The sequence below is a fragment of the Okeania sp. SIO2F5 genome (assembly GCF_010692685.1).
Lineage (GTDB): Bacteria > Cyanobacteriota > Cyanobacteriia > Cyanobacteriales > Microcoleaceae > Okeania > Okeania hirsuta.
The window spans coordinates 1-15,631 of sequence record NZ_JAAHGU010000008.1 but is presented as its reverse complement, the minus strand read 5'-3'; the positions used below and the strand labels follow the sequence as shown (position 1 = coordinate 15,631).

At 35.1% G+C, this 15,631-nt stretch carries 5 protein-coding genes; all 5 read right to left on the bottom strand.

Translation table 11 applies throughout. The features are described 5' to 3' along the window. Window positions 1-1,001, bottom strand: a 1,001-nt coding sequence (locus F6K27_RS05285; RefSeq protein WP_287274879.1) for a glycosyltransferase family 2 protein, incomplete at its 3' end; no start/stop codon positions are given. 114 nt (window positions 1,002-1,115) lie between these two features. Beyond that, complete coding sequence (locus F6K27_RS05280) at window positions 1,116-4,493, bottom strand: glycosyltransferase (protein WP_287274877.1); 3,378 nt, start codon at window positions 4,491-4,493, stop codon at window positions 1,116-1,118. Window positions 4,494-5,145: 652 nt separating this feature from the next. Then, the gene (locus F6K27_RS05275; RefSeq protein ID WP_287274875.1) at window positions 5,146-5,733 is read right to left on the bottom strand and encodes a Uma2 family endonuclease; all 588 of its coding nucleotides are present in this window, start codon (window positions 5,731-5,733) and stop codon (window positions 5,146-5,148) included. A 22-nt stretch (window positions 5,734-5,755) separates the two neighbouring features. Continuing rightward, a complete protein-coding gene (locus F6K27_RS05270; RefSeq protein WP_287274873.1) occupies window positions 5,756-12,379 on the bottom strand; it encodes a tetratricopeptide repeat protein in 6,624 nt (2,207 codons plus the stop codon). 293 nt (window positions 12,380-12,672) lie between these two features. Next, window positions 12,673-13,800 (bottom strand): calcium-binding protein, encoded by a 1,128-nt coding sequence (locus F6K27_RS05265; protein WP_287274871.1) that lies wholly within the window; start codon window positions 13,798-13,800, stop codon window positions 12,673-12,675. Between the last annotated feature and the right edge of the window lie 1,831 nt (window positions 13,801-15,631).

Sequence of the window (15,631 nt, the reverse complement as noted above, 5' to 3'; positions counted from 1 at the left end):
TTTGACTTTTTTCCAATTACCCATCCGACAATTTCAATCCCAGATTTATCTGATAACATGGTGTTATTTATCGGTTTATCTAGACTCATTATTGCTACCGATGTATCTACGGTCATCTTTTTAATATCAGAGACAATTCTTTTCCCTTCGTATATCTTTCTAAGGCTTCTCGTAAATATAGTTGACTGGAATTTTTTCTCATTATTAAAAGGACTCTTTTTCAGATTAGGAATTGAAGATAATTCTTCGATAAACTCTAGTTTTTCTTCTTCATTATTCCAGGGTTCTCGATAAATTGAGTTATCTATAGCCACATCTTGAAAAACTTTTTCATTATACTGGAGTTGTTCTGGTGTAACGAAACTAAGGCCGTCATGTGGTTCAAGACCGCCTGTAATACATAAGTAAATAAAAGGCGTGGCTTGAATTTTTCCGTTGCTTTGCTTAAGAAGATCGGACTTCAGAAAACGTTGAGTCCACTCAACATGACCATATCCATATCCTCGAAAGCGAGTATCTAGATAACCAACCCTATCAATAGCAAGTCGAGAACAACCTGTACACTGACCTGTCAAAAGTTTTGATTGATAAGGATCTTCAGGAGTACCTATTCCAGCACAAATAGTATTAGCTGTTGATAAAATAGTATTTGGATGGGCAAAATTGACATGATGCCAAATGTAAGTAGCTTCATACCATTGTTCAGCCCAATTCTCAGAAGCTGGCCAGCAATCATCTTCTAGTAATAAGATACAGTCAACATCAGTGTACTTCATCAAAGCATATAGAGCTCGATTTTTATTCCAGACAACCCCACGATTTTTGCCTGATATAATAGGCAGTCCTTGATTCAAGCACCATTGGGCTGATTCATCTGAACTTCCGTCATCAGCAATTACAAGATAATAAGGAATATTTGTGAAGGATTGAATCCTTTCTACACAGTTTTTCAGGTGTTCTAGCCGATTGTAAGTAATTAATCCAATTCCCATCTTAGTCATAATAGTATTAGCTCCTTGCTATAGTTAGTTTGAGTAAGTTTTGTGGAGTTCTATTTATTGAGAAAACACTTGTAGCTGCCTTTAAGAAAAAGAAAATACTTAAATTTTGACTACCTACTTTATCATATACTGGTGAAATTTTATTTTTCCGAGCAAAAAAATACTTCCATCTTGAAGAACAGTTTTTATAAAAATTTCTCCTTCATCTGGTATTTCAACGTATCTTAATTCTGTTTCAAAACCACTGTTTTCAGCTCCAGGTACTTGATAAACATTGGCAACGTCAGGTCTGTTCTGATTCACAGGAATTTCACTGAGAATATTACTATTGCAGACTATCTTAATTGTTTGAGCTGGAGAGTTTTTACCAATCACCCAACCCCTAATTAAAATTGCACCTAAGTCAAAATGTTTTCCGGGTGTTGGTGAATCTATACTATATCCTAAAAGTGCTTCAGGATGATGTTTTGGCAAAGAAATGGGTGATATCTCAATGTAAGTCTTTAGTTTGATCAAGTAATCTTCTCGCTTTTGACTTAGATTAGGACTGTAACAAGGATCGTGTGCAATAACTTTTCCCCACCTCTGCTGCATAATTTTTGCCTCTCGCTGATATCGAGCTTTTTTTTCGGGAGTGTCTTCATATCCACGACTCTTGGACTCGTAATGGTATAAAACAACATGAGGTAAGTTAATATTACGATAGCCTTGTTGTTGGATTTTCAGACATAAATCAACGTCATTATAAGCCACTACTAGCTCTTCATCAAGTCCACCAACTTCCTCATATACTTCTCGCCTGCACATTAGACAAGCTCCTGTTACTGCTGAGTAATTATTGACCGTAATTAGCTGACAAAAATACCCTGGAGTATTGTCAGGATCACCTTTGTGACTATGGCCTGCTACATCACCAATTCCCACGACTACACCAGAATGTTGAATAGTGTTATCTGGGTATAGTAATTTTGCACCAACAGCACCAATTGTTGGTCTTTGTACTTGCTCTACCATTCCTTCTATCCAATCTGGTGTTTTAACTTCTGTATCATTATTTAAAAGTAGTAAATAATCACCATTTGCCTTGGTTACAGCATAGTTATTAATCTTTGCATAGTTAAATGGAATATCAAGTTCATAACACTTAAAGCGCTTTGGTTCTCTATTTTTCCAGTAAGCAATAATCTCTTTAGTTTCTTGTTCATCACTACCATTATCAATTAAAATAACTTCATAGTTAGGATATGTACTTTTCTCAAAGATAGAGTGGAGACACTGATTCAAAATATTGCCTAAATTTCTAGTAGGAATAATTATGCTTACAAGCTTGTATTCTTTGATTTCATACCTGACTGTATAATATCCTAAAAACTCCTCATTCATAATTATTTTGCCATTTTCTCCACGACGCTTAATAGCTTCTGACAAGACTTTTACGGCTGCTTGATAAGCATAGGGTTTAGCATCAGTACCACTAGCAGAAGAAGCTGCATGAATTCGCCAGTGATATAGTATTTTAGGGATGTGAAAAATTTTGTCAGTTTTCTCAGTTAATCTAAGAACTAAATCATAATCTTGACTACCTTCATAACCTAATCTAAATCCATTTATTTCATTTACTAGACTACGACGATAAACTCCTAAGTGACAGCTATACATTCTTGATAAAAATGTGTCTGGAGACCAGTCTGGTTTGAAAAACGGACTAGACCTTTGCCCTTGTTCATTCAAAAAATCTTCATCACTGTAAATCATATCTGCATCAGGGTTTTGATTTAGCAGTATAGCTACTTCATATAGAGCATCTGGTGTTAGCAAATCATCATGATCTAATAAAGCAATAAAATCTCCTGTGGCAATTGATAAAGCAGAATTTGAAGCAGCAGAAATATGACCATTTTTTTCTCTAAAAATTGCTTTTATTCTTTCGTCTTGAGCAGAATATTCCTCCAATATTTTTCTCACATGAGGCATAGAAGAAGCATCATCAGCAAGGCATAATTCCCAGTATGGATATATCTGATCTTGTACTGACTGAATCATCTCCCGTAGCAGTTCTTCTGGGGGATTAAAAATTGGTACAATAATACTAATTATTGGCTTGTATTCTAAGCTTTCTATGACATCAGGCATTCTTACAATGTCCGACGGTTTCGGTGAATTTTCTTTCAGCCACAAAGCATAAAGTGCTGAATCTGTGAAAAATTTTTGAAATGCCTGATTCAGTCTTTCTTTTCTGTTTAATAAAAGCTTTAGTTGTACTTGTGCTTCTTGATAATCAGATTTAAGTAGAAGAGCCATGCGATAAAAAGCTATTGCTTTATCTAATCGACTGTGCCAAGCATAGGTATTTCCTAAACCAATATAAAATTCCGGATGATCTGCTTTAATACTAATAGCGCGATCATAGTTTTCTGCCTGGGTTAAGGATTGTTGATTTGTCTGTTTATAATAAATAGATAACTTTTTTTTATTAACTTCATGTAAACTATGGTCTAGTTCTATCGCACGATTATAATAAACCTTTGCCTTAGCTATCAAAGCATTTCCCAACCCTAAATACAACTGTGCATCATCAGGCTTAATTTCTAAAGCTTTTTGATAACTCTCAACATCCATTGGATCGTTCTCAATAGCTTGTCGATAATAACTCAATGCTTCTTCTAATTTTCCTTTAACTTGCTGATGCAATGACTGATTTAATTTTTCTTCCACTTTTGGGGAAAAGTCAGGTTGAATTTGCATAAATTTACGATATACATTAACCGCTTCTTCCCACTTTTCTAACTTAACTAATACATCCCCCAACTTATAATAACCCCAAGCAAAATCAGGATTCAACTCAACAGCCTGACGATAAGCACTAACCGCTTCTTCCCACTTTTCTAACTTAACTAATACATCCCCCAAATTATTATAAGACCAAGAAAAATCTGACTTTAATTCTATAGATTTATTATAAGCATTAACTGCTTTTTCTAACTCTTCTCTTTCCTGCAATAAATTACCTAATTTATGATGTACTTCCCACAATTCAGGATTAATTTCAATGGCTTTTATATAAGCCTTTATGGCCTCTTCTTTTTCTCCTTTTTCTACTAAATTATCGCCATTAACGTGATAGTCATCTGCCAAATTAGAGTTGACTATAACTGCATTAGTAGCAGTAGTGATCGCTGACTCCTGCTCCTCTTGTATAGCTATTTTCTCTAACGGATAATCAGCTATTGTCAACTTTTTGCTAGGTTCTATTTGCTGTTGGGTATTAATTGTTTTTTCCTGAAGTTGATTTTCTAAATCTGCCAAATACTTTCTTGCTTCTTTCCAGTCAGGAGCTAATTCAATTGCCTTACGATAAGCGGCGATCGCCTCAAACCATTCACCCTTTTTTGCTAAAACTTTTCCTAAGCTGAAAAAGTTTTTTGCCTGCTTAAAATTGATTCTTTGCTGTTGTGTAGGTAGGGAATTTTTTGTGGGAGTTTTTAGCATCATCTCTATCTCCGGTCTTAAATATATCTTATTGGTGGGTTAAGTTGTATCGTAAGTTCAATTGTTAATTAGGAAGATTATCCTAGTTTCATGCACCCTATATCTTCAAAAAGTTATCTTTTAATAAATTACTCTCAGAATAAATCAGTATCTGGGAATTTTTTAATATTTCTACACCTTACTCTGGTCAATAAATCTCTAATTATCACTTTTGGATGTTAATTAACTAGGCTAATTTTGTCCTATTTTTAATATATTATTAGCTATTACTAATAAAAGACTAATTTCACAGTCAAATCCGGAAATAATTGATTAATCAGGGAACAGGAATTAACGAAGTCAGAAGTCAGAAGTCAGAAGTTAGAAGTTAGAAGTTAACCCACCCCTAACCCAACCCACCCCCGCCCCTCCCAGGAGGGGAGCCAGGAGGGGAAGTAGGGGATTTGAGCAAGCATCCAAAAATATTTCGCCTTAAAAGGCGGGATTTAAGACCTAATTATTTTGATAAAATCAATTGAGGATATTTAAAAAGGATTGTATTTTTGAAGAAGGGAAAAGGGAGCGGACAACAAATCAAAAAAAATCCCTATAAATAAATTCAAGGGATTTGAAAAATATTGTATTTTTTTTATTGAGCAATTAAAGATTTTCTCTATTACCAAATCAATGTTAAATCAAGAATAAATCCTGGCAAAATATTTTCTCCTGATACTGTTTGGGAATTTTCTAATATTTCTACATCCTGCTGTGGTCGATAAATCTCTAATTGTCGTTTTTTCCGATTAATCAACCAACCTAATTTTGCCCCATTTCCTATATATTCCCTCATCTTAGCTCTAGTTTTTTCTAAGGTATCGCTAGGAGACATTAGTTCTACTACAAAATCAGGGCATAATGGTGCAAATTTATCTTGTTCTTCTAATGTTAAAGTATCCCAACGTTGATTACTTATCCAAGAAGAATCGGGAGACCTTTCTGCACCATTCGGCAATTTAAAACCACTGTTAGAATCAAAAACTTTGCCTAAATTTTTTTGACGATTCCAAGCTCTTAGTTGAAAATTTAGTTCTGAATTTCGTTCTCCTGTAATGCTACCAGTGGGCGACATAATAATTAGTTCTCCTGTGGCACTCTTTTCAAATCTGAGGTCATCATTTTCTTGACAAAGTTGCCAAAATTGTTCGTCTGTTAAGTCAATTTTTAATTCTAATCTTGGTGGTAAATAAATGTTTTGATTTTCCATAAATTATTAATCCTTAATCTGGTTAATTTCCTGTTAATTCAATTGCCCGTTGATAAGCTGCAACAGATTCATCAAGTTTACCTATTTCTTGTAAGGCATCTCCTAAAAGATGGTAAACTTCTCCTATATCTATATTTATCTTACTTTCAGAATAATTTTCTTCAGTTTCATTCGCTTCTAATTGAATGATTTGTTGATAATAATTGATGGCTTCTAACCATTCTCCTTTTTCTGCTAAAGCTTTGCCTAAACTATAGTGAGCTTCTAATAATTTGGGGTTTAATTCAATTGCTTGATAAAAACAAGCTATACCTTGCTGTGTTTTATTCTCTGCTATTAAACCCCTACCTAAAGTACAAAACTCTTGGGCAGTTGCCCAACTGGGATGTTGGATGAGTGCATTGTAAGATAATTCTTCAGCTTCATCAACTTTTCCTTGGTCTAGCAAGACTTCCACTAAACCTCGATAACTATCTTTTAAGTCTGGTGCAAGTTTGATGGCTTTTTTGTATGCAGCGATCGCTTCTTTTTGTCGTTGATGTTGAGCGTATAATTCTCCTAGACTGGCATAAATTTCGCCAAAGTCTGGTTTAATTTCAATTGCTTTTTGGTAAGCGGCGATCGCTTCGTCTGGTTTATTTATTTCTACCCAAGATTTGCCCATTATTTGATAAGCTATTGCATGGGGTTTTATAGAAATTGCCTCTTCACAAGTAGAGATAGCATCATAGAATTTACTATTGACAAATTCTGCTTCGGCTTGTTTAATTAAATCTGCTTGATTAATTTGAGGCAACTTCTCCTTCTCTTTTTTATCTTTTGATTTTGGGTTTAATACCCCGCCATCTACAGGGTGTTGAAAATTGATTGGGTTTTGAGTTCCCATCCACTTTTGACTTTTGACTTCTTCAATTTCTAACTTTTGACTTTCGACTTCTTCCATTGAATTTGAATATTGCAAAACATCTTCAGGATTAATATGTTGAGGTTTCTTGCCGTTCGCTTCTACCTGTTTTTTGACTGAAATATTACTAATTTCCCGAGCTTTTTGAGCATAAATAACAGCCTCATTTACCTTGCCTTGACGCTTCAAAGTTGTAGCTAAATTTTGATAAGCTGCAGCATAATTTGAGTTTAATTTTATCGCCCTCTGATAACAGGATATGGCTTTAGTTAATTGACCTTGACGACAGAGGGTATTACCGAGATTTAGATGTTGGTCGGGAGTGATGTTTTCCGGGGTTAGAGTGTATGCTTCATACCAACAGTCTGCTGCTTCTGCTTGTTTACCAACTTGAGTCCATGCTTTAGCTAAGTTGCGGTATGCTCCGGCAAAGTCTGGTTTGATGGCAATCGCTTTTTGATAACAGGGTATTGCTTTTTCCCATAATTCCTCTTGTGCATACAAACTACCTAGGTTGACGTGAATTGAAGGATCTTGACTATCGAGGGATATAGCTTTGAGATAATTTTGTTTAGCTTTCTGACGTTGACTAGCACTGCCTATTTTTTGTTGAGCATTACCCAATATTTTGTACGCCATGGCCATCTCTGGTTGTACTGCTATAGCTTGCTGACATTCGGCGATCACTTGTTCATATAACCCTTCTTGGTTGTATGCTATAGCTCGTTGAATGTAAACATCGGGTAGGACGACCGCTGATTTTGTTACATCAACATATTGAGCGTTTATTTGTGTATCTATTTTATTGCTGCTTTCTATTTGTGGTCTATCTATTTTTGGTAACGCTTCTTCTATTTTTTCTAATTCGTTACTTGCATCTTTTATTAATGCTTTTTTTTGCTGATTTTTATCAGTATTGGTTAAATTTACTTCAACAGGAAATAATAAGTTTTCACCAGCAGTTTCTGTTGTATCTTTGATATTAAAATCTATTTCTGGTTTTAAAGGGAAGGAATTATTTGTACCCTGAAGTCTGGGAATATTTTCAGATGGTTGTAAATATTTTTTCGATGATTGATGATGGAAATTAAAAACAGCAGCTACTCGATCAAATAACTGCTTGAAAAATTGTTCAAAATATTTTAATGGTGATTGAAAAGTACCAGTATTTCCTACTAACTGAAGATCAGAACTACTGACCCGCTCCTGATCTATTGCTCCATCAATTTTCTGCGCAATATCTGGTTGAAAACTATAGATATGATGATTTATATCGCTATTATTTACATAAGTTTTATCTTTTGATTTTGGGTTTAATACCCCGCCGTCTACAGGATGTTGAAAATTGGAATTGGTTGGGATTTGAGTCCCCATCGACTTTTTCTTTCTTTCAACTTCGGTCTTCCTTATTCCTTCTTCAACTTGTGGATTAGAGAGTTGGGAATTAGATTGAAGTTTCAAAGCTTCCCCTAAGTTCTGATATGCTACTGCTAATTTGGGATTAATTTGTATAGCATGACAATAACATGATATTGCTTGCTCTACTAAATTCATTTGTAGCAGAGTATTACCTAAGAGCAAATGTTCTTCTGCTGTTGCTGTTTCTGGTTCTAGAGAATAAGCTTTTTCCCAAAATTTAGAGGCCTCTGCGTGCTGACCAACATGAGTTAATGCTGTTGCTAAATAACGGTTGACATCTGCCATATTTGGGCATATTTCAATTGCTCTTTGATAACATTGGATTGCTTCTTGCCATTGTTGTTGTTGTCCGTATAAACTACCTAAATCTCTATAAATTTCTGGATCTTTTGGTGCAATAGATATCGCTTTTGTATACCACTGCCAAGCTTCTGCTGCCTGACCTTGATTTTGCAGCATTTTTCCTAATCTTTTATAAGCTTCTACATTATCTCGCTCTACAGAAATGTTATCTTGTGATTTTGGGTTTAATACCCCGTCGTCTACAGGGTGTTGAAAATTGGTTGGGGTTTGAGTCCCCATCCACTTTTCCCTTCTTCCTTCTTCAATTTTTTCCTGGTTAATTATTGTTGAATTTATTTGATGTGCTGTATTTTTTGCAGATAAATTAGATGTTTTTTTACCTAAGTTACCATTGACATTGGAGAGGTTTATTATTCCTAATTGAATCGCTTTGCGATAACAAGTATTCGATTCTTCAAAATCACCTGCTTGGGATAATGCTTCTGCAATATTTTGATAAGCTACTGCTGAGTTCGGATTTAATTTTATGGCGCTACGATAACAAGATATAGCTTCTATTAATTTCTGATGTTTTAAGAGAGTATTGCCTAAGTTTATATATTCTTGATCTTTGATTTTTGTGGGTTCTAGACAGTAGGCTTTATATTGAAAAATTGCTGCTTCTACTACTTTTCCAATTTTATGATACGCTTTAGCTATGTTGCGGTGGGCTGGGGCTAAATCTGGTTTAATATTAATAGCTTTTTGATAATATTCAATTGCTTCTTGCCACTGCTGTTTACGAGCATATAAAGTTCCAATATTAACATAGGCTTCGGCAAAATTTGGTTGAATATTAATAGCCCGTGAATACCACTCAAAGGCCGCTTCTATTTGACCTTCTTTTTGCACAATAATACCCATTGTTTTGCAGGCTTCAGCAAAATCTGGTTTATTTTTTAGAGCTTGTTCGCAAGCTGCTTTAGCTTCATTTAATTTCTTTCGTTCTAAATAGAATAGAGCTTTTTTATGGAAGTGAGTGGCCGCTTCTGTTGGATTAACTTTAGATGCCATTTGATTACTTACTACAGTTCGACTTACATTATCTTCTTCACCTTTTTGGGAAAAGGTTAATACATCAACTTGGGAATTAGAGAGTTTCTTCTCTAGAAGAATTTTTTCCTGAGAAGTTTGTTCCTCGTTGAGAAATTTTACTGTGGGATGGGAATTTACTTTTATTATACTTGCTTGCGATAGCATTTTTTCTAGTTTACTAAGGTTAATTATAATATCTTCAGTGAGGGAATTAGGATACATGATTTGGCGGATTGGGTAATAGGTAAATTCTTCTCCTACTAAGTAGTAATACTTTAATCCTAATTGTTGAGCGATCACCCAGTAATAATGCTTAATATAGTTAGGAGAAACTAATTCTATTACGGTAGTTTCTGGAGTGCAAAACATAATATTTGTCAATCCACTACCATGAGGAGAAACTATCACTTTTGCATTAGCAAATAATGATGCTTGCTCTACAACAGAAAGAGTTTCTAGTTCGATAGTAACGAAGCCATATTCACTTAATATATCGATTACTTTTTCTTCATTAATAACTCTTCTATATTTAGCTTTATTCCGACTAATATAAATCCTTTCAGGATAAGAAATTACTTGATTATGCTGATTTTCTTTCCGTTTAAACCCATCTTGAAGTATAGTAGAGAGCGATCCGTTTAAAAATACTTGACGGTGAAATTCCAATGCCCATCTTTCTACCCAAGCTAAATGGCTTGAAAAGGATGGAACTATTAATTTTTTAGCTTGAATATAGGGATGGCGATCGCTTTCTATAATTTTATCTTCTGGAATTCCTAAAATCCGGAGAGTTTCTTGTTGAAATGGTTGTTTAGTACTATTAATTAAAAACCAATCTATTTGCTCAAAATTTATACCATTGCGTCGCAAGATTTCTATCCGGGGCAATATATCTACCATCCAATGAAAATAAACGTTTCCTGACAACCCAGATAAAACAGCTACTGTACCGTTTATTTCCTCTAAAGGCGGTAATTCTTCCGTAGTAAAAAACCGATGGTTATTGATATCGTATTTGTCACATCCTGGCAACTGACCTGGGTATTCACGGGAGACTTCAGCTAATAATTGATTTTCTTGATTAATAATGGCAATGGCATTACAAATCATCCAATTATTTTTTTGAGGAACTATCCATGCTCTGCCATTTACTACTTCTTTGACGAACTTTGGTGTTTCTGGAAAGTCAATATTTATTCTTTGTGTTTTTTCCTTAGAAAGACTATAAATACCATTTCCTAAATGAATTGGTTGAAGTTGTTTAAATATTCGTTTGAGACAAGGTTTGCAGTTTAAACCTTGACATTTAACTCGATTATTTAAAATTTGACTCCCCATCCACTTCTGACTTCTGACTTCTTTTGACTTCTTTTGACTTTTGAATTCTTCAAAGTTATTGCGCTGTACTAAAACTTTTTCTAATGCTTGAGAAATAGCATAATTATCTTTTTTTCTGGGGTTTAATACTCCGCCATCTACAGAGTGTTGAGAATTGGTTGGAATTTGAGTCCCCATCCACTTATTCCTTATTCCTTCTTCCTCACCCCTTTCAAAGGGGGGCAAGGGGGGATGCCTTCTTCCTTCTTCCTTCTTTCTTCTTCCTTCTTCAAAAGATTCAACTGCCAACCCTAAATGGTAAACAATAATAGCAGTATTGAAGCGTTTTTGTTTAGCTAAACTATTGCCTAATTTGAGATGTAAATCAACATTTAATGGCTGAAATTTCAATGCTTTTTGATAATAATTTTCTGCCTGTGAATATTCACCATATTCAAATAATACATTTCCCAAACTTGAGTAAGTTAAGATTAAATTTTCTCTAACTTCTGCTAAATATAATTTATCTATTTCTTCTGGGTTTAATATCTCGCTATCTACAGGGTTTTGACAATTGGTTGGAGTTTGAGTCCCCATACACTCCTGACTTCTGACTTCTTCCTTTTGAATTCTGAATTCTTCTGAGTTTAATATCTCACTATCTACAGGGTTTTGACAATTGGTTGGAGTTTCAGTCCCCATCCACTTCTGACTTCTTCCTTTTGAATTCTCCCTTTTGAATTCTTCCTTTTGAATTCTTCCTTTTGAATGTAGTTTTACAAGGAATTTAGCACAAGCTATTTTTGCTTTTTCTAATTCGTCTAACCCTGTTAACAAATCTGCTTTTTCACAATAACTTTCCACAAAATAATTACCCTCGTTAGCCTTTTGTAAATGAGGTATTGCTGCTGCCAAATTCCCTAATTCCAAAAAAGAAAAAGCACAATTACTATGAGCAGAAATATTTTCTGGATACTGCTTGATTATCTCCTGAAAATAAACAATAGCTTCTGAGTGCAAACCTTGTTGTTGATAAACTTTTCCGAGGTTATGAATAGCTACTATTAATTGAGGCTTAAGTGCCAGTGCTTGACGATAATTAGTAATAGCTTTTTCTACTTTACCAAGCTCTAAAAATGCTTGACCTTGGTTATTGTAGAGATAAGCATCATCTGGTTTTAAGTTAATAGCTTTTTGAAATATTTCGATTGCTTCCTTAGCTCTACCTTCCTTGACTAAAATATTACCCCAGTTACTATAAGCTTGAACTTGAATGAAAATATTTTCCCCCTTAAATTGGCATAAATTAATGACTTTTTGATAACTGGAAATTGCTCGATCTAGTAAACCTTGTTGTTGTAAAACAATGCCAATATTATAGTAAGCTTGAATATGCTGTGGATGATGAGCGATCGCTTGTTGATAATGAATATAAGCTGCTGATAGATTTCCTTGATGCTGAAAAGCTATTCCCAAGTTATACTGAATGTAGTGGAGGTCTGGTACTAAAGTTAATGCTTCTTGGTATAACAATATGGCGGCTTCTAGTTTTCCCTGCTTTTGATATAACAATCCTCTTGAAGCTTTTTCTTCAGCTAACTTCAATGCTTTTGAGGATTCGCTGCTCATATTTGAATAGTAGTGCATTGTGATGAGTTTTGAACTTTGAGTTTATACAATTTGGAATTTTGGGGTAGCGCTCTGTAACCTACCCCGGTTAATCATTGGGGGATTGCCCCTGCAAATTTCATCCTGTAATTTATCAACGCCATTTTTTTTATATCCACTGCCCAAGCACAAAAGTATATTTTATTCCATATTCCATTCCCTATTCCCTGTCCCCTACTAATCAAGTGTTAAATAATTTTGCACAGATACTTAATAGCATGGTTAGCTAGTTTCAGCTTTTTCTCAAAAAAAAACTAGATAGTTTCAAAGTCATCACCAGTAATATCTAGATTACTATCTAATTGCAGGAATTGTATAGCATTATTGTCTGCGTCAATATAGTACATTAAACCTTGGTCTGAGTCGTAGACTAGGTTGGCATCTTGATTTTGAGCAAATTCATCAAGAGTAGTAAATTCGTCAGGGTTGAAAGTATCACCAGGCCCAATTAACTCGTCGAAGCTATTAGCATCAAGCTGTATTTTGTCTTGTCCTGAAGTAAAGTCAGTGAGACTGTCTACTCCAGAATCTCCTGGAACAAAATTATTGAGAGTATCGAAACCAAATACCTGAGTGCCATCTGAAATAAATGTCTCTGACTCGAAAAACTCAAAACGGAAAATATCGGATCCTTGACCCCCTTCTAGCAAGTCATTACCTCCACCACCCTCAATTAGATCGTCCCCTTTACCTCCGAAAACCATATCATCGCCTCCTCCACCTCTAACCGTATCATTACCACGGTTTCCCGAAACTAGATCGTTTCCTTCTTCTCCAGCAACTAAGTCATCATCTTTACCACCATAGACACTATCATTTCCAGTACCACCTCTGACATTATCAGACCCTTGACCTCCAAAAACGAGATCGTCTCCTTCCTCACCTCTCACTAGGTCATTATCTCTACCTCCAAATACAGTATCATTTCCATCACCACCTCTAACCGTATCAGACCCTCGGTTACCACTAACCCAATCATCTCCTTTATCTCCACTAACCCAATCATCATCTTTTCCTCCATAGGCGGTATCACTATCTTTTCCGCCAAATATAGTATCAGACCCCCGGTTACCGTGAAGTTCATCATCTCCTCTATTTCCACTAACCCAATCATCATCTCCTCCTGCATAGACAGTATCATTATCTTTTCCAGCAAATATAGTGTCTTGGGCACCTCTACCTTCTATCAAATCATCTCTATCAAGACCTAAAATCGAATCCCTGCCATTTGTACCAAACAACGATTGGTTGCTATTGTTAGGAGAATCAATTATCACTGTTACAGCATCACCAATTTCAGCAGGATCGCTTGGTGGTTGATTAATAATAGGTTCCTCGTCGCCGAAATCTGGAATAATTGGATTAGGAGTAATTTCTGACATAGTAATTTTTTACTGATTTTCATTAACTAATATTGACTTTTTGGATTCAAACAGTAAAATTGATTCAACTATAAATTAGGCAAAAAATATCGAATCATAAAATTCATAACAGTATATTCGTGCAATAATTTAGACATCAAAATTATGTGCCTTAAAATAAAATAACACAAATATATTTATATATCTTCATTAGTTATTGATTAAGCCTAATCTATGATGTTTGTAGAGTAGATGTTTGATGCCCTAGTTTTGCTTCAGTATCTACAAGTTGAAAATTAATTTCAAAAAATTTTATTTGCTTCTGTTGCTTAAGCTGACCTGACCTGACCTATTTTATTTACATATTAAGTTAGTCAAGTAGACGTTTAATCATCTTATTTTGTTTCAGTACTTATACAGGTAACATTCCGCACTTAATTTTGTAGTACAAATTATTTCTGGCTAAGAGTTTTATATAATAAAAACTAAAACTGTCAGAATTAATTATAATACTACACAAGCTTATTGAATCTATTCTTAAGAATGAAGAATAAAATCAACTTTATAGCAATGTGCGCTGGCATATTTACAAATTACAAAAACTGTCCAATAGCTAAAAGTCTTGTATTATCGGTCTTTTATTCCCCCAGATGAGCTGTTGCCTGTTGCCTGCGCACAGCGCTATATTCGTTGAAAATCTCTTGCAGTACCCTTGAAGTGCAGAATTTCAAATACAATTAACATTTAACTTCAGTATTTATAAGTTGCAAGATGAACCTTTTTGGTAGAAGCGATTAGTTATATCTATATTTCTTGTACCTATGCTTTTGTAATTACAACAAGACTTATATATTAGGTATTTAGGAAATTGATAAACTGCCCTAAATATACTTAGAGTTTTAAGTCTATTTAGTGAATATTTAGATCATATTTTTTAAAGTGGTGTATAAAATTTGTAGATACATTCCTATTCTTTAATTGTTCTCTCCTCACCCCACTTTAAAATGGGGGTAAAGATTTTTTCAGTAGATTTTCTAGATACTTAAAAAATCTCCTCTGACCATTATTCTAATATTTTTCGTAATTTCCGGTTAATTTATTTAAGTTATACAAAAAAAAAGTCATTATTTAGATTTCTTAGACTTTGCAGCAGTTTCCATTCAATGCAGACATAAAATTCCGGAATATCTCCAGATAATTCTCACTATCATCTTTCCTTTCTCCTGTACGTCGCCAATCCAACAGCTCCTCTTTCTGACTAGGTCTTCCGCTCATCATACGATAACTAATTATCTGGATACTATATAATACCAAGCGTGAAAAAAGAATGTTATGAATAGTAAGAGGAATAAAAAGACAAATGCAGGATATGTCCTTTGACAAAGCGGTCGTTAGCACAGCTTCCCGTAGGGTGGGATGGCGATCTTCGGAGCGGGTCTGCAAGAACGGGTCTCCTCGCCATATCCAATCGACCAAGAGAGTGGTGCGACCCCGCGACGACGCCAGCTCGCTTGCGGAACGCGCACCAAGAGAAAAGAATGATTTCCGACCTGAAAAATGGTACTGAAACTATTCCCGTGTGACTCGCTCCGACTGAATTCCCCTCCTGGGAGGGACGGGGGTGGGGTGGGTTAGGGGTGAGTTGACTCCTTACGAAATATCCTAGCTATTTGTAGCAAATATTTATTAATTTGGTATAAGAGGTCTAATCTTTTATCATTTTCTTTGTGGGTTTAATACCCCACCGTCAACGGGGGTGTTCACGCATTACTTGGGGGAGCGTAGACGCGGAGCGGCCCTTCGTTGACTATCCCCATGTAATTTTCCTCCTGTCTCCTGTCTCCTGTCTCCT